The 19,774-nt window shown below is 72.2% G+C and carries 17 protein-coding genes; 15 read left to right on the plus strand and 2 right to left on the minus strand.

Translation table 11 applies throughout. The features are described from left to right. Positions 1–23: 23 nt before the first annotated feature. Entirely contained in the window at positions 24–3,473 is a 3,450-nt protein-coding gene (locus ABIC70_RS05870) for a hypothetical protein (protein ID WP_354439179.1), read from the minus strand. 183 nt (positions 3,474–3,656) lie between these two features. On the opposite strand from ABIC70_RS05870, the gene ABIC70_RS05875 reads away from it, so the two are divergent. From ABIC70_RS05875 to ABIC70_RS05910, 8 genes are all read left to right on the plus strand, one after another. After that, complete coding sequence (locus tag ABIC70_RS05875) at positions 3,657–4,124, plus strand: peroxiredoxin (protein WP_354439180.1); 468 nt, start codon at positions 3,657–3,659, stop codon at positions 4,122–4,124. 77 nt (positions 4,125–4,201) lie between these two features. Continuing rightward, positions 4,202–5,413, plus strand: a complete 1,212-nt coding sequence (locus ABIC70_RS05880) for a M23 family metallopeptidase (RefSeq protein ID WP_502915950.1) — start codon at positions 4,202–4,204, stop codon at positions 5,411–5,413. A gap of 57 nt (positions 5,414–5,470) precedes the next feature. Continuing rightward, the gene (locus ABIC70_RS05885; RefSeq protein ID WP_354439182.1) at positions 5,471–5,719 is read left to right on the plus strand and encodes a hypothetical protein; all 249 of its coding nucleotides are present in this window, start codon (positions 5,471–5,473) and stop codon (positions 5,717–5,719) included. A 69-nt stretch (positions 5,720–5,788) separates the two neighbouring features. After that, a complete protein-coding gene (locus ABIC70_RS05890; RefSeq protein WP_354439183.1) occupies positions 5,789–6,352 on the plus strand; it encodes a Uma2 family endonuclease in 564 nt (187 codons plus the stop codon). Positions 6,353–6,401: 49 nt separating this feature from the next. After that, positions 6,402–6,743: a hypothetical protein gene (locus ABIC70_RS05895; RefSeq protein ID WP_043345965.1), complete on the plus strand. Its 342-nt coding sequence runs from the start codon at positions 6,402–6,404 to the stop codon at positions 6,741–6,743. Between the two features lie 144 nt (positions 6,744–6,887). Next, entirely contained in the window at positions 6,888–7,739 is an 852-nt protein-coding gene (locus ABIC70_RS05900; RefSeq protein ID WP_043345966.1) for a DUF1206 domain-containing protein, read from the plus strand. A gap of 106 nt (positions 7,740–7,845) precedes the next feature. Next, the gene (locus tag ABIC70_RS05905) at positions 7,846–8,004 is read left to right on the plus strand and encodes a hypothetical protein (RefSeq protein WP_164706392.1); all 159 of its coding nucleotides are present in this window, start codon (positions 7,846–7,848) and stop codon (positions 8,002–8,004) included. A 101-nt stretch (positions 8,005–8,105) separates the two neighbouring features. Beyond that, on the plus strand, positions 8,106–10,118 hold the full coding sequence (locus tag ABIC70_RS05910) for an SDR family NAD(P)-dependent oxidoreductase (protein ID WP_043757009.1): 2,013 nt from the start codon (positions 8,106–8,108) through the stop codon (positions 10,116–10,118). Between the two features lie 30 nt (positions 10,119–10,148). On the opposite strand, the gene ABIC70_RS05915 is transcribed toward ABIC70_RS05910, so the two are convergent. Further along, the gene (locus ABIC70_RS05915) at positions 10,149–11,174 is read right to left on the minus strand and encodes a cyclase family protein (RefSeq protein WP_354439186.1); all 1,026 of its coding nucleotides are present in this window, start codon (positions 11,172–11,174) and stop codon (positions 10,149–10,151) included. A 314-nt stretch (positions 11,175–11,488) separates the two neighbouring features. Here ABIC70_RS05915 and ABIC70_RS05920 point away from each other — a divergent pair, with 314 nt between their 5' ends. The 7 genes from ABIC70_RS05920 to ABIC70_RS05950 all read left to right on the plus strand — a co-directional run bounded on the left by ABIC70_RS05920 (position 11,489) and on the right by ABIC70_RS05950 (position 19,749). Further along, positions 11,489–12,748, plus strand: a complete 1,260-nt coding sequence (locus tag ABIC70_RS05920) for an ABC transporter substrate-binding protein (protein WP_354439187.1) — start codon at positions 11,489–11,491, stop codon at positions 12,746–12,748. 18 nt (positions 12,749–12,766) lie between these two features. Next, positions 12,767–13,642, plus strand: a complete 876-nt coding sequence (locus ABIC70_RS05925; protein ID WP_043386828.1) for a branched-chain amino acid ABC transporter permease — start codon at positions 12,767–12,769, stop codon at positions 13,640–13,642. Positions 13,643–13,961: 319 nt separating this feature from the next. Next, on the plus strand, positions 13,962–14,882 hold the full coding sequence (locus ABIC70_RS05930; protein ID WP_043345981.1) for a branched-chain amino acid ABC transporter permease: 921 nt from the start codon (positions 13,962–13,964) through the stop codon (positions 14,880–14,882). Next, positions 14,879–16,384, plus strand: coding sequence for an ATP-binding cassette domain-containing protein (locus tag ABIC70_RS05935; protein ID WP_354439189.1), 1,506 nt, complete (start codon positions 14,879–14,881; stop codon positions 16,382–16,384). Before ABIC70_RS05930 ends, ABIC70_RS05935 begins: the two co-directional genes overlap by 4 nt. Positions 16,385–16,679: 295 nt before the next feature. Continuing rightward, entirely contained in the window at positions 16,680–17,915 is a 1,236-nt protein-coding gene (locus tag ABIC70_RS05940; RefSeq protein WP_354439190.1) for an acyl-CoA dehydrogenase family protein, read from the plus strand. Continuing rightward, positions 17,912–18,970, plus strand: a complete 1,059-nt coding sequence (locus tag ABIC70_RS05945) for a phosphotransferase family protein (RefSeq protein ID WP_354439191.1) — start codon at positions 17,912–17,914, stop codon at positions 18,968–18,970. The genes ABIC70_RS05940 and ABIC70_RS05945 overlap by 4 nt, the downstream gene beginning before the upstream one ends. Before the next feature lie 2 nt (positions 18,971–18,972). Beyond that, a complete protein-coding gene (locus tag ABIC70_RS05950) occupies positions 18,973–19,749 on the plus strand; it encodes an SDR family NAD(P)-dependent oxidoreductase (protein WP_075380116.1) in 777 nt (258 codons plus the stop codon). The last annotated feature ends 25 nt before the right edge of the window (positions 19,750–19,774 follow it).

The raw sequence follows: 19,774 nt of genomic DNA on the forward strand, positions 1-19,774 counted from the left end.
GCGGCTCTTCCGGGCTGCCCGCCCTATTGCTGCGGGACCCCCTGCATCCCGTCCGCGAAGGGGCCGCCGCCGGCGCTGAACAGCTTGCGCAGGAAGCCCGGGGCGATCGCCGAGAGCGGGTTCACGCTCACGTCCGGCGAGGCGAGCTTGCCGGAGACGCGGAAATTGACCGCGAACAGGCCCTCGTTGTGCCCGCCCCCGAGCAGCGGCCCGAGCAGGGGCAGCTGCGAGGCCACGTTGTTCAGGCCGTAGAGCGGCACGAAGGTGCCGGTCATGTCGGTGCGCTCGCGGCCGGTATCGAGCCAGCCCGACAGGGTGAAGCCCATGGCGGCGTTCGAGATCGCCGCGTCGCTGAAATCGACGCGGGTGCCGGTGCGCACGAAGTTTGCGCGCATGCGATCGAAGCTGACGTCGCCCGCCCCCCGGCCCGGGGCGACCCGGCGGCCGCGGGCCGTCTCCGTGTCGGTCGGCTCCGGGCCCTGCGCCATGATGCTCGACAGCGCCGGCTCGTTGCGCAGGATGAAGTCGCGGATCTGCACGACGCCGGATTGCGGACCGTCGTTGAGGCCGATCCCGGCATTGAGCCGGCCGCCATACATGCGCCGGTACACGTCGACGAACCGCAGCGTCGCGCCGGCATCGGCCGAGTCCACCGCGAGCGTCGGCACGCCGCGCTCGCCGCGGGTGACCGTGGCGGCGAAGGGCGCGGCGCGGAACCGCCCGGTGATGGTGGCGGCGCGCAGCGTCTTCCCGTGCAGGGCGAGCTTCAGGTTGGCGCCGGTCAGGGCCTCCTCGTTGAAGCCGGTGACGATGGGCACCTGGATGTCGGCATCGACATCCTTCGGGTTCGCGTCCTTCGCATCCCGGCCGCCCTTGGGATCGGGGGCGCCCAGGGATTTCAGGAACGGCCTTGCATCGACCACCGCGCCCCGGACCACGACCTTGTAGCCGCCGCCGGTCCGGTCGAGGCTCACGCGCAGGTCGTCGCCGGGGGAGAGCTTGACGTTGGTGAGATCCGCCCGCTCCAGGCCGCCCTCGGGCGTGATCGAGACGGTGCCGCGCGCGCTCGCGGGGGCCGCGTCGAGGGCGAAGTCGCGCAGGTCGAAGCTCTGGCCGCTGTCGACGAGGGTGAAGCTGAGCCGCCCCGGCTTGCCCGCGGGCTTCGTGAGCCCCGGGATCAGCCCGTCGATCCCGGCCTTGGCCAGATCCGCCTCGACCCGGATCGGTGGCTTGCCGGATCCCGGCCGGCCGATCGGCACCACCGCGCGGACCGGGATCGTGCCGGTGAGCTGCGGCGCGGTCGGCAGGCCCTTGCGGCCGCGGACCGCCTCGTCGAGCGAGACGTTGACCACCGCCTCGCCGGGCTGCCCGACCTTCGGCTGGCGCAGGTCGACCGACATGGGGGCGCCCGCGACCCGGCCGTCGCCCTTCAGCGTGAAGGCACCCCGGTCGTAGGCGAGGTTGAACTTGCCCGACTCGAGCCTGTCCCGGCCCATCACCTTGTCGACCGAGAGGTCGGCGAGCGTGCCGATCAGCGTCACCGGCAGGTCCGGCAGGTCGGGGATGTGCTTGAGATCGAGGGGGAAGTCGACGCGCAGGTCGGCGCTGCCCTTGATCGTGGCGGGGTCGAGGTCGACGCTCATCACGCTCTTGAACAGCTTGGCCTGGAGCACGGAGGCCATGCCGTCGGCGCCGCCGGAGAGCCGCATCCCGATCTGCGCCACGACCCGGTCCGGCGTGATCTGCGGGATGACGAAGCTGCCGTCCGTGATGGCGAGCCCGCGCCCGTCCGGCCCGTGGACCTCGGCGGTCACGTTGCGCACCGTGGTCGAGCGCCCGGTGATGACACCGGTGACGTTGCCCTTGGTGACCGGCGGAGCGTCGGCGGTGACGTCGATGGCCGCGTCCGAGACGTGGAAGTCGATATGGACCGCGTCGTCCGGGGCCGGGTCGCCCCGGGTCGCGGCGGCCAGGACCAGGCCCGACATCCTCACCTTGATGTCGACGGAATCGACCCGGCCCCGGCGGAGCTGGTCCACCAGGTAGGTGCGGGCCGGCGGCGCGATGTGCTCCGGCCAGAGCCGCAGCCCGGTGCGGACCTCGCCGTCGTGGCCGGCGAGGTGGAGCGTCAGGCCGCCGTCGTCGGCGGTGGTGCCGATCGTGCCGGTGATCGAGCCCTTCACGCCGGGGCCCGACAGGGTGAGCGCGTCGATGGCGATCCCGCCGTCGCGGCCGGAGAGCTGCGCGTCCAGGGCGTCGATCTTCACCGGCGCGTCCTGCGGGGTCGCCCCGCGTAAGGTCGCGTCGCGGCTCGCGAGGGTCGCGGTCCAGGCCGTGCTCGCGTCGGCGGGGTTGCCCTTCCACGTCCCCGTGAGGTGCACGGCGTTGCCGGCCCCGCGATAATCCAGGCCGGTGAGCGACATCACGCGGTTGGCCTCGTCCCAGTCCAGGGACGCGTCGAGGCTCTCGACGGTGACGGGGTTGAAGTCCTTCTCCTCGATCAGGAACGTGCCGTCGCCGGTATGGAGCTTGGCGTTCATGGTCCGGATGCGGCCGGCCGTCAGGCTCACGTCGGCGCGAGCCGAGACCTTCAGGTCCGTTGTCAGCGGCATGCCGGACTGGCCAGAGAGCAGCAGGAGATCCGTGACCGGCAGGTCGTCGAGGGTGATGACGCCCGAGCGCTCCTGCCCGTCCGCGTCGTCGCGCAGCGTGCCGCCGAAGCGCCACTCGCCGTGCGGCCCGTCGAGCCGCAATTCGAAGTTCCGGGTCCCGTTGACCGGATCGCGCCCGAACAGGCCGTTGACCCGCGCGAAGACCGCGCGCTCGTGGCCGTCCTCGTCGATCAGCCGCAGGCGCGCGTCGGTGACGCGGGCGCGGTCGAGGGCGCCGACCACGCCGCCCGAATCGAGGACGACACCGAAGATCGACGCGATCGCGGCCGAGAGCGGCGAGACGGTGCCGCGCACCCCGTCCACGCTCGGCGGCGTGTGCGGCGCGATATCGACCGGGTGGTTGGCCTCCGAGGCCGCGAAGGCGATGGAGCCGTCCCGGTGCAGCAGCGCGGTGGTCTGCGTCTCGCGGAACTCGATCGAGCGCGGCTGCACGTTGAGCCGCAGGAGTCCCCAGAGGTCGAGGCTGACGAGCGCCAGGGGCGCACGCACCACGAGGTCGCCCTGCGGGTTGCGGATGTCGAGGCCGGAGAAGCGTAGGCTCAGGGCGTTCTCGCGGTCGAGCTCCAGGCTGCTGCCGCGCAGCCCGATGCTCCAGCCGGGCCCGATCCGCTCGGCCACGGCGGCGGCGACGCGGCGCGACAGGCCGTCGATCTGCAGCGGCCCGTTCGACAGGCGCAGGGCCACGAGGCCGACACCGGCGCCGAGGAGCAGCACCAGCGCGAGGGCGCTCACGAGGCAGAAGCCACCCACGCGCCGCGCCCGCCCCCGAGGCCTGCCTGCCGACGTTGTCTCGTCCGCCATCGGGACCCTTGTTCCGGGGGCTCTGCGCGCGGCACCCTCGGGCACCGCGGCCGGTGGATCGAAGCACGCCCGCGCTTTACAGCGGCGGCGACTCCGGGCTTGGCTCGGACGTGCGCGGCGCAATCGCTTGAGGCCGCGCACGAGATCGGTTGCACATCATCAATCGGCCGAAAGGAAGGCACGATGCCGCTGTCAGAAGGGGATCTTGCCCCCGATTTCGACCTTCCCGCCTCGGGCGGAGGGCGCGTCGGATTGTCCGCGCTCAAAGGTCACAAAGTCGTGCTCTACTTCTACCCGAAGGACGACACGAGCGGATGCACGCTGGAAGCGCAGGACTTCAACGGTCTCCTGCCGGCCTTCGCGGAGGCGGACGCCAGGGTCGTCGGCCTGTCGCCGGACCCGGTGAAGAGCCACGACAAGTTCTGCGGCAAGTACGGACTCGCCTTCCCGCTCGCCGCCGACGAGGACAAGGCCGTGCTCGAAGCCTACGGCGTCTGGGTCGAAAAGAGCATGTATGGGCGCAAGTACATGGGCGTGGAGCGCACCACCGTGCTGGTCGACCGCGAGGGGCGTATCGCGAAGATCTGGCCGAAGGTGAAGGTCCCGGGGCATGCCGAGGCCGTGCTGACGGCCGCCCGCGCCCTGCCCTGACCGGCCGGACTATCCGGCCCGCGACGGATCCTTAACCCTACTGAGGTCTGAATGGCGGCTCCCCCGGGGCCGTCCCGATGCATCCTCCGAAGTTCCACATGCTTCCCAGGCCGCGCCGGCCGGCCCCCTGGCTTGCCGCCGGCCTCGCCCTGGCGCTGGTCTGGGCGCTCGGCGCCTCCTACCTGATCGTGTTCCACGACGACGTGCTCGCCGGCTTCGTCGCCCGGCAGGCCGCCCTGCGCGACGCCTACGAGGCGCGCATCGGCGAGTTGCAGGACCGCCTCGACCGCGACCGGCGCGACAGGGTGGGCAGCGAGGCGGGATTGGCCGAACGGGTCGCGGCCGCCCTGGAGCGCCAGGCCGAGCTGGAGCGGCGCACCGCGGCTCTCGGCGACCTCGAGCGGCAGGCCCTGTCCGAGCCCTCCACCACCGGCGCCCTGCCCGACCGGTCCGACGGACCGCGCAGCGGCGGCTATGACGGGCTTCTCCTGCGTCCGACCGAGGGGCCGGCTCCGGCGCGGTCCGCCATCGAGCCCCTGCCCCGCCGGAGCGCGCGCGAGGCGGAGACCGGGCTGATCCGGCTGGAGGCCCGGCTCGACGGCCTGCAGGCGGCCCAGGGCGAGCGCCTCGCCCGACTGGCCGCCCGGGCCGGGGACGCGGTGCGGGGGCTGCGCGGCCTGATCGGCCGCACCGGCCTCGATCCCGACCGCTTCGATGCGACCGTGCCGGCCGCCGGACTCGGCGGCCCGCTGGTCCCCCTGAATGGCCGCGCCCTGGACGGCAGCGGCTTCGCGGAGGGCCTCGCGCTGGCCCGGCGGACGCTCGACGACGGCGAGCGCCTGCGCCGGGTCGCCGCGACCCTGCCCCTGGCCCGTCCGATCCGGGGGGCCTCGATCGTGTCGAGCCCGTTCGGCACGCGCCTCGACCCCTTCACCCGCGGCCTCGCCCTGCATACCGGGCTGGACCTGAAGGCGGAGTACGGCGAGCCCGCCCGCGCCACCGCGCCGGGCCGGGTCGTCACCGCCGAGGCTGCGGGCGGGTACGGCAACATGGTCGAGATCGACCACGGCCACGGCCTGACCACCCGGTTCGGCCATCTCGCCCGCATCGGGGTGCGCCCGGGGCAGCGCGTGGCCGCAGGCGACGTCATCGGCTCGGTCGGCTCGACGGGGCGCTCCACGGGGGCGCATCTGCATTACGAGACCCGCATCGACGGCGCGCCGGTGGATCCGCAGCGCTTCCTGGACGCCGGCGCGACCTTCGCGACGGCCCGGCTTGGAGCCGACTGAGTCCGCCCCCTGGAGGGCCGCATCGTGCGAGCCTCCGCGTCGCGCTCGGAGGCCGCCATGGCATTGGCCGTGAAGCGCGACGCGCGCATGGGCGTCGCCGAGGACATGCGCTGGCTGAAGCCGTGCTGGGACGAGGGGCGCGGGGACGTCCTCGACGGTGCTGAAGGCGTGGCCGCGCGCGGCATCGACGGATCGTTCTCAACGGTTGCCCGAAGTCTCGACGCGATGGCCCGAGAACGGGGCTGCGGCGCCTATCCGGGGCTCGCGATCCGCAGCGCCGCGATCGACGATGACGCGCCCGGATGACCTTCTGAGCCGGCGCTGTTGCGGCCGGCCGCCCCGGTGCTACGATCGGGTCGGGATCGGGGATCGGCGATGGCTCTGACCGCGAAGCGCGACGCGCGGATGGATGTGTCCGAGTTCAGGCTCTGGGTGGAGAGCCGGCCCGCGCACGAGCGTCGGGAGCTGCTCGACGGCGGACCCGTGCTGATGGCGCCGCCGCGGGAGCGGCATCGGGCGATCGTCGCCAACCTGATCCGACGAATCGGCGATCTCGCGGACGGCAGGGGCTGCCGCACCATGCCGGATCTCGGGATCCCCCGCGCCGCGAGGGACAATTTCGCGACGGTCCCCGATGTGGTGGTGCGGGCCGGGCCGCCCCTGCCGGAGGGCGATGCCACGGATCCGCTTCTCGTCGCCGAGGTGCTCCTTCCCGCGACCATGAGGCTCGACCGCGGCCGCAAGATCGATACCTGCCGGACCGTGCCGCGCCTCGCGGTGCTGCCGATCGTCTATTCCGACGCGGCACGGGTCGAGGTCTGGCGGCGCGCGGGGGACGACCGGAGCGTCGCGGCCCTCGGGCTCGACGGCACCGTGCCGCTGCCGGAACTCGACGGCGCGGTGCCGGTGCGCGACATCTACCGCGGCCTCGCCTTCTGAGCGCCCGCACCCCACCTGATCGAACGGCGACGCATCAAGGCACCGAGACTTGCCCCATTTCGAAGACTTCTACGCGGCCAAGCTGCGCGGCTCCCTCGGCGTGACCGACGCCGAGTCGGTGCTCGACCTGCGCGGCGCCAACCGGGCGACCGCCGAGGCCTCCCTCAAGGACATGCTGGAGCGCAGCCGCTTCGCCAAGGGCAAGACCGTGGCGATCCGGCTCGATCCGCCGCCGGAGGGCGGGGGCGAGACCCTGTTCCAGCCGGCCGGCCGCCTGCTCCTCGACGCGAAGCGCCGCGGCCTGATCGAGCGCCTGCAGACCCTCCCGGCCCAGGACGGGCTGGGCTTCTACGTGGCGCTCACGGGCCGGGCCGAGCGGACGCCGATGTAGGCGGCCGGAACTCTGCGCCGGCAACGGATCGCGCGCGGGCCGCCGGGCGTTGACGAGGTGCAGCGTCACCGGACGTCGCTCAGGACGTCGCTCATCGAGGCAGCCCGTGACGAACATCCGTATCCCGGCTTCCCAGGTCTGCCGATGAGGACGCTTCCCGGGGGCCGCAACACGATCGAGCGCATCGCCCGCTTCGGCTACGGCGCCCGCGGTGTCGTCTACATCGTGGTCGGCGGCCTCGCCTTGCTGGCGGCCCTGGGGCATGGCGGGCGGGCCGGGGACAGCAAGGACGCGCTCCGCGCCGTGATGGCCGGGCCGTTCGGCGCGGCCATCGTCGGCCTGATCGCCCTGGGTCTCGCCGGATTCGCCCTCTGGCGCCTCGTCGAGGGCATCACGGATGCCGACCGGCGGGGCACCTCGGCCAAGGGCCTCGCCGTGCGCGGCGCCCACCTGATCAGCGCCGTGCTCTATCTCGGTCTCGCCGCCAGCGCGGCCTCGCTCAGCCTCGGCCTGGGCATGAGCGGCGGCGACGGCGTGCATGACGGGACCGCGTGGCTCCTGAGCAAGCCCTTCGGCCGCTGGCTCGTGGCCCTCGTCGGCCTCGCGGTCGTCGGAGGCGGCTTCGGCTTCCTCGGCAAGGCTTGGCGCGGCGACGTCACCGACCGACTCGCCATCGACCCGCAAGCCCGTGACCGCTGGGCCGGCCCGATCGGCCGGTTCGGCTACGCGGCGCGGGGCCTCGCCTTCCTGATCATCGGCGGGTTCCTCGTGGCGGCGGCGTGGCACCAGCGCTCCTCGGATGCCAAGGGCCTGTCCGAGGCTTTCGCGCTGCTGCGGGCCCAGCCCTACGGCTGGGTGCTGCTCGGGCTCGCCGCGGCGGGCCACGCGGCTTTCGGTGCCTTCGGGCTGATTCAGGCGCGGTACCGGCACATCGAGGCCCCGGACATCGACCGTGTGGACGATGCGGCCGGCGCCGCGGCCCGGGCGCTGACCTAAGCCTGGCAATTCTGAGGCTGCTCCGATTGTAATCGGCTGGCCACACACCAAGTAAAACAGACCCTCCGCGCGATCCTGTGCCCTGGGCGATGTTGCGGAGGCGAAGATGGCTAGAATTCTGATCACCGGTCGGGCACAGACCGTGACCACGGAAGACTTCAATGAGCGCGTCAAAATTCTGATGGTCGACAAGGCCGACCCGGTGAAAGGGCGCACTTATCAGAAGAATTTCAAATCCGGGTTCGGCGGCAGTCTCGGCAGGTAATACGCCCAGCGGTCGCGCGTCCGTGTGGCGCGGGGCCGGGGCGGCGCGTTGACAGGGCCGGTGCCGCGGCGGATACCCCGCGGCATCCCATCCGGCACCCGATGCAGCAGCGCCTCTACAAGACCGCGGTGATGGTGACCCACGACCTCGCGGCGACCGCTGCCGCCGTGGTGCTCACCTTCCTGTTCCGCTTCCAGGGCGGCATGCTCGCCGAGCGCCTGCACGCCCTGCCCCTGCTGCTGCCGCCGTTCCTGGTCTTCGCAGGCCTCGTCTACGGCCGGTTCCGGCTCTACCGGACCAAGTGGCGCTTCGCCTCGCTGCAGGATCTCGCCGGCATCGTCCGGGCGGCCAGCGTCCTGGCGCTGGCGCTCCTGGTGACCGACTGGGTCTTGGTCTCGTCCGACCTGTACGGCTTCTACTTCTTCGGCAAGATCGCGATCCTGCTGTACTGGGTCCTGCAGATCTTCTTCCTGGGCGGTACCCGGCTCGCGTTCCGCTACCTCAAGGATACCCGCTCCCGGCAGACGAGCGCGCGGGCCGCCACCGTCCCGACCCTGCTCCTCGGCCGTGGCGCCGACATGGACGTGCTGCTCCGGGCGATCGAGACGGGCTCCGTGAAGAAGCTCGCCCCGCGGGGCATCCTGTCGCCCCGGGCGGACGAGCGCGGCCAGTTCATGCGCGGCGTTCCGGTTCTGGGCGGGTTCCCCGATCTCGAGCGCGTGGTCGCCGACCTCGCGAACCGCGGCGCGCCGGTGCGGCGGCTGGTGGCGGCTCCGAGCGCCCTCGTGCCCGAGGCGGCCCCCGACGACCTGATCGCCCGCGCCCGGCGCCTCGGCCTGCCCCTCGCCCGCGTCGTCGGTCTCGGCGAGGGCGTGCAGGGCCCGGAACTGGCGCCGCTCGAGATCGAGGATCTGCTGCTGCGGCCGACCGTCGCCATCGACCGCCCGCGCCTGGAGGCGTTCCTCGCCGGACGCCGGGTCGTGGTCACCGGCGGCGGCGGCTCGATCGGCTCGGAGATCTGCCTGCGGGCCGTGGCCTTCGGGGCCGCCGCCGTTCTGGTGCTCGAATCCTCCGAGCCGGCCCTCCACGGCATCCTCAGCCACCCCGCGATCCTGGCCGCGGAGGCGGACGTGACCGGCGTGCTGGCCGATATCCGCGACCGGGAGCGGACGCACGCGGTGATCGCGGCGTTCCGGCCGGACTACGTGCTCCACGCCGCCGCGCTCAAGCAGGTGCCCTACCTGGAGCGGGACTGGCAGGAGGGCATCAAGACCAACGTGTTCGGCTCGATCAACGTGGCCGAGGCCGCGGTGGCGGCCGGCGCCCGGGCGCTCGTGATGATCTCCACCGACAAGGCGATCGAGCCGGTCTCGCAGCTCGGCGTCACCAAGCGCTTCGCCGAGATGGTCGCCCAGGCCCTCGACGCCGAACAATCGGTCAGGCCGAACCACGCGACCCGGCTGATCGCCGTGCGCTTCGGCAACGTGCTGGGCTCCGCCGGCTCCGTGGTGCCGGTGTTCAAGGCGCAGATCGCCCGGGGCGGCCCGGTCACCGTCACCCACCCCGACATGGTCCGCTACTTCATGACCGTGCGCGAGGCCTGCGACCTCGTGCTGACGGCGGCCTCGCATGCCGACGGCGAGGCCCGGGCGGGCGCGGAGCGTGCCGCGGTCTACGTGCTCAAGATGGGCCAGCCGGTGCGGATCGCCGACCTCGCCGAGCGGATGATCCGGCTGGCCGGCTTCGAGCCCGGCGCGGAGATCGAGATCGCCTATACCGGCGCCCGGCCCGGCGAGCGGCTCAACGAGATCCTGTTCGCCCGCGAGGAGCCCCGGATCGCCCTGCCGGGCATCGACGGGGTGATGGCGGCGCGGCCGGTCTTCGCCGACCGGGCCCGGCTCGACGGCTGGGTGGTGCGGCTGCGCGACGCCGTGGCGGCGGGCGACCGGGCCGCCGCCGAGGCCGTGTTCGAGGCGGCCATCCCGCATTTCCGCGAGCGCGCCGTCCTCCGTCCCGGGCCGCCCCAGGAAGCTGCGGAGCCGGCTGCGGAGCCGGCCGCGGAGCCGGTCGGCGATCCGCCGCGCGCCGCCGCCGCGCCCGCCGCCCTCGGCTGATCCGGTCGGCACCTGAGGCCGCCCCGGTGCTCACACCGTGGCGATCGGCGTCGTCGGCGAGCCCACCGCGCCGGGCAGGCGCAGCGGCGGGGCTGTGAGCAAAAAGCGGCTCCGTCCATGGGCCCGCAGCCACGCGGCCAGCGGCGTCAGGTGCCACAGTTCGCCGAGATTGACCCCGAGCTTGAACAGGCAGTGCTCGTGGAGCGGCAGCGTCGCGCAGCAGGCGGGACCGGGCCCCGCCGGATAGGCCTCCACGGCGTAGTTGTCGGCGATCAGCGCGCAGAGCCCGGTTCGGGTGATCCAGTCGAGGAGGCGCGGGTCCCGCCCGTCGAGGCCGGCGCAGAGATTGTGGACCAGCTTCGGGTCCGGATCGCCGCCCATGGCGATCAGCCGCTCGGCAAAGCCCGTATGCAGGCAGACCATGTCGCCGGGCTCGATCACGACGCCATCGGCCTCCAGGATCCGGGCGAGCTGGTCGTAACCCACCTTGGTCTTGGTGTCGCCGAGATGGGCGCGCAGGTCGATCATCACGGCGCGGCCCTGCATGCCGGTCTCGGCGAGGCGCTCGATCCCCAGGCGCTTCGCCCGGGACGGCTGATCCGCCGCCTCCGGCGCGCTCGGACCGACGATGTCCCGGCCGCCGCGGAAGCCGTTGTAGTAGGTCGGCGTCGCGCCCGTGCCGTCCGCGTCGAACAGCGACCCGACATGGGCGAGCGAGTCCCACTGCGTCGAGTATTGCAGGTGGATCAGCGCCCGGTCGTCGCAGATCACGTCGGTGGCGCCGTCGACCTCCTCGCAGACCGGGAAGTTCATGTTCGGCCGGCCGTCGGCGCGGCGGGTCGGGGTGATCTGGGGCGGGTGGCGGCGCGGGTTCAGGACGTTGCCGCCCGGCAGGTCCAGCGGCAGGCTGAGGCAGAAGGTCAGGCCCGCGCGCACCTCGGCGACGCCCTGCAGCACCTTCTCGGGGGTGAGCAGGTTCAGGCGCCCCAGCTCGTCGTCGGGGCCGAAATCCCCCCAGGTCGAGCCCTCGGGCCGCCGGGTCCAGCGCAGGGTCATGCCTGTGGTCCCCCTGCCCGCGCCGGCCGCTTCCCGAGGCTCCAGGGCCGCGGTCCGGGGCGAACCCCGGCCGCGGCCGAGCGTGCGTTCCTCACCAGACCGTGCCCTTCTTCGAGGCCGCCGGGCCCGCGCTTCGCAGGGCCGCGGCGAGCCTAGGACGCGGCGGCGCGCCGCGATACCCCGGGCGGAAAACGACTCGGTGCAAACGTCACCGGCCGGTCCCGATCGGCCCCTTGTGATCCGTCGGAGCGCGGGTACAGTCCCTCCCCAAGCCCGCGAATATAAAATTCGGGCACTGGGATGAGGAAGCGCCGATGTCCGAGACCGTGCGCGCCGCCGCTCGGGTTGCCCCGATTCGGCGCATGCTGCCCGCGCTGATCGCGGCGGGGCTGGTCGCCGCCGGGCCCGTCCGGGCCGCGGATCCGATCAAGATCGGGGTGATCGCCGAGGCGCAGTCGGTCGCCGGGGCCTCGATCCCGCAGGCGGTCCAGCTCGCCGCCGACGAGATCAACGCCAAGGGCGGGATCGACGGGCGCCAGATCCAGGTCGTCACCTACGACGACAAGTCCTCCGCCTCCGACGCGGTCCGCGCCTTCCAGCGGGCGGTCTCCGAGGACAAGGTCAACGTCGTCATTGCCAGCTACATCTCGGAGGTCGTGCTGGCGCTGATGCCCTGGGCGGCGCGGCTTAAGACGCCGATGATCACGCCCGGCGCGGCCTCCAACGAGATCAGCGTTAACGTCCATAAGGACTACGCCCGGAACAAGTACACCTTCCACGGCTACCTGACCTCCCACGCCCTGGCGCAGGCGGTCTGCGACTCGGCCAAGGAGGTGCTGGTCGGAACGCTCAAGGCCAAGACCGCCGCGATCATGAGCGAGGACGCCGCCTGGACCCGGCCGCTCGACGCCGCCTACCAGGAATGCCTGCCGAAATCCGGGCTCAAGGTGGTGGAGCATGTCCGCTTCTCGCCGGACACGGGGGACTTCACGCCGATCTACAACAAGATCGAGGCTGCCAAGCCCGACCTGATCGTCACCGGCATCGCCCATGTCGGCGTGCAGCCGACCGTGCAGTGGCAGAATCAGCAGGTGCCGATCGCCATGACCGGCATCAGCGGCCAGGCAACCTCCTCGACCTTCTGGGCCAACACCAACGGCGGCACGCAGGGCGTGCTGTTCGACAGCGTGGCGCTGCCGGGCGTGGCGCTCACCGAGAAGACGATCCCGTTCTCCGAGGCCTTCACCAAGCGCTTCGGCGGGGCGCCTTCCTACGCGGGCTTCATGGCCTACGACGCCGTCTACTACACCGCGGAGGCGATCAAGCGGGCGGGCTCCACGGAGGCCGACAAGCTCGTCGAGGCCCTGGAGAAGACCGACTATGTCGGCACCGTCGGGCACCTGAAGTTCTACGGCAAGGACGACCCGTTCACCCACTCGATCCAGTACGGCCCCGGCCTGATGACCAGCGTCCTCGGCCAGTGGCAGAACGGCAAGCAGGTGGCGATCTGGCCGGCGGCGACCGCCAACGGGACCATGATCCTGCCCACTGCGGTGAAGGCGGCGGTCCCGTAGTCGGACAGGGAGAGCGCGATGATCGGCCTCCAGATCCTCGTCGACGGTTTCGCGATCTCGGCCCTCTACGCCCTCGGCGCGATGGGCTTCACCCTGATCTTCGGGGTCTCGGGTGTCCTCAACCTGACCCACGGCGCCCTGATGGTCATGGCCGCGGTGGCGGCCTGGGCGGCCTCGGCCCTGTTCGGGCTCGGCTCCTATGCGGGCGCGGCGATCGGCGTGCTGTGCGGGCTCGCGGGCGCCCTCGTCACCTATTTCGCCGTCGTGGCGCCGATCGAGCGCAGCCGGGCGATCCCGCGCGAAGAGAAGGAAATCTTCGTGCTCACCGGCACGCTGCTCTGGGGGATCATGATCCAGGAGCTGGTGGCCTACTTCTTCACCGACAACCCGAAGACCGTGCTGCCGCTCATCGAGGGCGTGGTGGAGATCGCGGGCGTCCGCACGCCGAAGAACGAGCTCTTCACCGCGCTGATCTGCTGGGTGGTGATCGGGCTGCTCTGGCTGTTCGTGAACCGGGCGCGGGCCGGCAAGGTCCTGCTCGCCGCCTCCATGAACCCGCGCGGCGTCACGCTGCTCGGCCACGACATGGCGAAGATCTACGTCGCGGTCTGGGCGATCTACGGGCTTCTGGCCGGCATCGCCGGGGTGCTGCTCGGGATGTTCCTCGGGGTGTCTTCGTATTCGGTGGGGCCGCTCACCGCGAGCGCCTTCTCGATCGTGGTGCTGGGGGGCTTGGGGAGCGTCACCGGCTCGCTGATCGCCGCCTACGTGGTGGGCTACCTCGAGACCGCCACCGCCTACCTGATCTCGCCGGCCTACCGGGTCATCCCGGCGCTGCTGCTGCTCGTCGCCGTCATGTACCTGCGCCCGCAGGGCCTGCTGGGGCGGCGCTGATGGCGGTCCTCGAGATCAGAGTCTTCGCCGGGCGCGTGATGAACGCCCTTCCCTGTGCTGGCTCCCGGATTCGAACGGCGTGTGCGCCGCCGCGGCGGCCGCAAGACGAGACGCGGGTCCCCTCTCCCGTGCAGGAGAGGGACAGGGTGAGGGGCGTGCGGCGCCCGGAGAAGGCGGGACGCGAACGCGCGTCGAGGACGTGCTCCAGCCTGACGCGTCCCGTCCCTCACCCCAACCCTCTCCCGCACGGGAGAGGGGGTGCGTCGCGTTCCCTCATCAGCGTTGAAGCCCTGATCATCAATCCTGGTGCGGCTCATCCATGAAGCTCCTCACCACCCCCGGCTTCTGGATCGCGATCCTCGCCGTCGCGGCCGCCGCCACCCTCCCCTGGTATGTCTCCGGCTACATCCTGGGCCTGCTCACGATCGCCTACTATTTCGGCGTGTTCTCGATGGCCTGGGACCTCCTCTTCGGCTTCGCCGGCGAGGTGAATTTCGGCCCGACCTTCCTGATCGGGCTCGGGGCCTACGGCGCCGGCATCCTCAACAACCGCTACGAGCTGCCGATCCCCTACTGCCTCGCGGCCGGGACCGTGCTCGCCGTGGTCGGCGGCCTCGCCCTGGCGCTGCCGGCGCTGAAGGTCCGCGGCCCCTATTTCGGACTGATCACCCTGGTGGCGGTGCTGCTCCTGCAGAACATGATCGTGGTCTTCTCCGGCCTCACCGGCGGCGAGATCGGCCTGACCGTCCCCGACGTCATCTCCATCGACGCCGACACCAATTACTGGCTGGCGCTCGGCTTCATGGCGGTCTCCGGCCTGATCCTCACGGCCATCGCCCGCTCGCCCGCGGGGCTGATCCTCCAGGCCGCCGGCCAGGATCCGGTGGTGACCGGGGCGCTCGGCTTCAACGTCGCCAAGCACAAGCTCGCGGCCTTCGCGGTGAGCGCCGCCTTCTCGGGCCTCGCGGGCGGGCTGGTGGTCTTCTACATGGGCACCGCCTCGGTGGGCACGCTGATCAACACGTCGGTGGGCGTGCAGGTGATCATCGCGGCGGTCCTCGGCGGCCGGCGCACCATCGTGGGCGCGGCGCTCGGCGCCGTGTTCCTGATCGCGGCGGGCGAGCTGCTGCGCCCGCTGGGCGGCCTCTCGACCTTCGTGGTCTCGGCGGTGGCGCTGCTGGTGATCCTGTTCGTGCCCTCGGGGCTCCTCGGCCTCGCGTCCTTCCGGAGCGCCCGATGACCGTCGCCGTGGCACCCCCGCCGGCCGTGTCGCCCGTCCTGGCCGAGCCCTGCCTCACCGTGCGCGGCCTGACCAAGCGCTATGGCGGCCTCGTCGCCGTCAAGGAGGTCGATCTCGACCTGCGGCCCGGCGAGATCCTCGGCCTGATCGGCCCGAACGGCTCGGGCAAGTCCACCGTGATGAAGCTGATCATGGGGCTGGAGCGGCCGAGCGCCGGCTCGATCCGCCTCGACGGCGCCGAGATCGGCGGGATGCCGGCCCACCGGGTGGCGCGCTCGGGGATCGGGCTCGTGTTCCAGCACGCGCGGCCTCTCCAGCGGCAGACCGTGCTGGAGAATATCAGCCTCGCGCTCCTGCCCGACAGCCTGATCCGCCTGGTGGCCGACCCCCACGTCGCGCGGCGCGCGAAGGAGATCGCCGAGCGCGTCGGCCTCGGCGCCGTGGTCGACCGGCGGCCCGGCACCCTGCCCTTCGCGGATCTGCGCCGGCTCGAGCTCGCCAAGGCCATCGCCCGCGATCCCCGGGTGGTGCTGGTCGACGAGCCCTTCGCGGGCCTGACCGGCGGCGAGGTCGCGGCCTTCTCCGAGCTGATCCGGGGCTTTCGCGACGAGGGCAAGGCCGTGCTCCTCGTCGACCACAACGTGAAGAGCGTCGCGGCCCTCGTGGACCGGGTGTTCGCCATGTATCTCGGCGAGCGCATCGCCGAGGGCTCGGCCGAGTCCGTGATGGCCGACCCGACCGTGCGCCGGGTCTATCTCGGCGGCAGCATCGAGACGGCGGCCCGGCCGGAAGCCGCGTTCAAGCTGGATTCGCTGCTGACCGTCGAGGGTGTCGACGTGCTCTACGGCAAGGCGCAGGCGCTCCGCGCCGCCTCGATCCACGTCCACGAGGGCGAGTTCGTCTCGGTGGTGGGCCTGAACGGCGCCGGCAAGACCACGTTGTTCAACGCGATCTCGGGCCTCGTGCCGCATGGGGGCACGATCCGGTTCGACGGCCGGGATCTGTCCCGGATGAAGCCCGCCGCCATCGCGCGCGCCGGCATCGTCCAGGTGCCCGAGACCCGCGAGCTGTTCGGCGATCTCAGCGTGCGCGAGAACCTCGACCTCGGCGGTCAGCATTTCCCCAAGGCCGAGAGCGCCAGGCAGCGCGACTGGCTCTACGAGCTGTTCCCGATCCTGAAGGCCCGCGAGACGCAGAGCGCCCGCACCCTGTCGGGGGGCGAGCAGCAGATGCTGACCATCGCCCGGGCGCTGATGATGCGGCCGCGCCTCCTGATCCTCGACGAGCCGACGCTCGGCCTTGCCCCGGTGATCCTGGAGCTGCTGTCGAAAGCCTTGGAGAAGCTGCGGCAGACCACGCCGATCACGGTCCTGCTCGGCGAGCAGAACGTCACCTTCGCGCTCCCGCACGCCGACCGGGTCTACGTGCTGGAGCAGGCGCGGATCGTCTGGGAGGGGCCGCCGCAGCGTTTCGCCAGCGAGATGGGATCGGCCTATCTGTGAGGGGTGGCGTGATCCGGGTCGATCAAGATCCACGTTCGATTCGGGTTGGAGCGCAGGTCCCCTCTCCCGTGCGGGAGAGGGACAGGGTGAGGGATCAGGTCTGTCCGGAGGCGGCGCGCCAGGGACGCGCGTCGCTGGGTTGCTTGATCCTGAGAGTTCTCGTCCCTCACCCCAACCCTCTCCCGCACGGGAGAGGGGGCCCGTCGCGCCGCGGGTGAAGGCAGTGGGACGGCGGGCAGCCGGCTCGCACAGCTTGGTGCGCTGGCCGGCAGGAAAACCCTAGGGAGCGGACACCGTGGACTTCAACCTCTCCCAGTCCCAGACGCACTGGCTGAACCGCGTCCGCGCCTTCATCGCCGCCGAGATCCTGCCGGCCACCGCCGCGGTCGCGGCCGAGCGGACGGAGAGCCGTGCCCCCTCGCCCACGATGGAGCGGCTGAAGGACCGGGCGAAGGCCGAGGGCCTGTGGAACCTGTTCCTGCCGCCCTCCCCCGAGCACGACACGGTGGAATACCGCGGCGCCGGCCTCACCAACCTCGATTACGCGCTCTGCGCCGAGGCGATGGGCCGGGTCGGGATCGCCTCGGAAGTCTTCAACTGCGCGGCGCCCGATACCGGCAACATGGAGGTGCTGCACCGCTACGGCAGCCCCGCCCAGAAGGAGGCGTGGCTCAGGCCCCTGATGGCCGGCGCGATCCGCTCGGCCTTCCTGATGACCGAGCCGGAGGTCGCCTCCTCGGACGCCACCAACATCGCGACGTCGATCCGCCGGGACGGCGACCACTACGTCATCGACGGCCGCAAGTGGTGGTCGACCGGCGTCGGCGACCCGCGCTGCAGGATCGCGATCCTGATGGGCAAGACCGACCCGGACGCCCCCCGCCACCGGCAGCAAACGCAGATCCTGGTGCCGATGGACACGCCGGGGGTGCGGGTGGAGCGGCTGCTGCCGGTCTTCGGCTACGAGGACGCCCCCAAGGGCCACGGCGAGGTGGTGCTGGAGCATGTCCGCGTGCCGGCCGGGAACTTGATCCTGGGCGAGGGCCGCGGCTTCGAGATCGCGCAGGGAAGGCTCGGGCCGGGCCGGATCCACCATTGCATGCGCACCATCGGGGTCGCCGAGGTGGCGCTGGAGGCCATGGCGCGGCGCCTCGCCTCCCGCGTCGCCTTCGGCAAGCGGATCAGCGAGCAGTCGGTCTGGGAGCAGCGGGTCGCGGAGGCGCGGATCGACATCGAGATGGCCCGCCTCCTCTGCCTGAAGGCCGCCGACATGATGGACAAGGTCGGCGCCAAGGGCGCCAAGCTCGAGATCGCCATGATCAAGGTCGCGGCGCCCCGGGTGGCGCTGAAGGTGATCGACGACGCGATCCAGGCCCATGGCGGGGCCGGCGTCTCGGAGGATTTCGGGCTCGCCAGGATGTACGCCCATATCCGCACCCTGCGGCTCGCCGACGGGCCCGACGAGGTCCACAACCGCTCGATCGCCCGGCTGGAATTCGGGCGCTACACCAATGCCCGCGAGGGCGCATGAGCGACGCGGATGTCTTCTCCGGCGTGAAGCCGGTCGAGCCGCGCCACCGGATCGACGAGGCGAAGCTCGCCGCCTGGATGGCAGAGCATGTGCGGGGCTACGCCGGTCCGCTCACCGTCCAGCAGTTCCGCGGCGGCCAGTCGAACCCGACCTACCGGCTCGACACGCCCGCCCAGGCCTACGTGCTCCGGCGAAAACCCTTCGGCCCGCTCCTGCCCTCCGCGCACGCGGTGGAGCGGGAGTTCCGGGTGATCGGCGCCCTCTACGGCGAGGGTTTCCCGGTCCCGCGGCCCTTCGCGCTGTGCGAGGATCCGGAGATCATCGGCGCGGCCTTCTACGTGATGGAGGCGGTCGACGGCGCCGTGCACTGGGACGGGGCGCTGCCGGGCCTCGATCCCCATGCCCGCCATCGGCACTATGCCGGCATGATCGCCACGCTGGCGCGCCTGCACGCGATCGACCCGGAGGCGGCGGGGCTCTCCGATTACGGCCGGCCCGGCAACTACTTCGCCCGGCAGGTCGACCGCTGGACCCGCCAGTACCGCGCCGCCGAGGACGGGCGCCTGGAGGACGTCGAGCGGCTGATCGCGTGGCTGCCTCGGACCGTGCCGGAGCAGCAGGGCGCCTGCGTGGTCCACGGCGATTACCGCCTCGACAACCTGATCTTTTCCCGCGACGGCGGCGTCAGCGCGGTGCTCGACTGGGAGCTGTCGACGCTCGGCGACCCGCTCGCCGATTTCAGCTACCTGCTGATGCAGTGGGAGTTGCCGGCCGACGGGCGCAGCGGGCTCGGCGGGCTCGACCTGCCGGCTTTGGGCATTCCCACACGGGACGAGGCGGTGGCGCTCTACTGCCGGGCGGCGGATCGGAAAAGCCTGCCCGACCTCGACTGGTACTTCGCCTACAACCTGTTCCGGCTGGTCGGCATCCTGCAGGGTGTGGCCGCCCGCGCCAAGGCGGGCAACGCCGCGAGCGAGCACGCCGCCGCCATGGCGGCACGCGTCCCGAAGCTTGCCGAAGCGGCCTGGGGCTTCGCCGAGCGGGCGGGGGCCTGAGCATGGAGTTTTCCGGCCGCGTCGTCGCCGTCACGGGGGCCGCCCGGGGCATCGGCCGGGCGCTCGCCGCGGCGGCCCGGGCCCGGGGCGCGACCGTGGTCGCCCTCGACCGCGACGGCGCCGGGGCTGAGGCCGTGGCGGCGGAACTCGGCGGACGGGCCTATGCCATCGACGTGGGTGACCCGGAGGCGGTTGCCGCTGCCCTCGCAGGCATCGAGGCCGGGATCGGTCCCATCGCGCTCTACTGCTCCAATGCCGGCATCCTGGAGCGCGACCCCGATCCGGATCTCGCCACCTCCGCCGATCCGGAGAGCTGGGCGCGGTCGTGGTCGGTGAACGTGATGGGCCATGTCCACGCGGCGCGGGTTCTGGTCCCGCTCTGGCGCGCCCGAGGCGGGGGCGCGTTCCTCGGCACCGTCTCGGCGGCGGGGCTCTTGAGCCAGATCGGCAGCGCCACCTACGGGGCCACCAAGCACGCGGCGCTGGCCTTCCTGGAGCATCTCGCCATCGCCCATGCCGCGGACGGGATCCGGGTCGCCGCCCTGTGCCCGCAAGGCGTCGACACCGCCATGCTGGGGGCGGCCAGCGCCGCGTCGCGCGACGGCGTGCTGTCACCCGAGGCCGTCGCCGAGGCCGCCCTGGATGGGCTGGCATCGGGGCGCTTCCTGATCCTGCCGCACCCGCAGGTGGCCGAATACGCCCGCCGCCGGGCCGAGGATCCCGAACGGTGGCTTGCCGGCATGGCGCGCCTGCGCCGGTCGATGCGGGCGGGGGCGTGAGGATGGGCGGCGTCCGGAGACACCA

Source organism: Methylobacterium sp. 1973 (assembly GCF_040545035.1).
GTDB classification, from domain to species: domain Bacteria; phylum Pseudomonadota; class Alphaproteobacteria; order Rhizobiales; family Beijerinckiaceae; genus Methylobacterium; species Methylobacterium fujisawaense.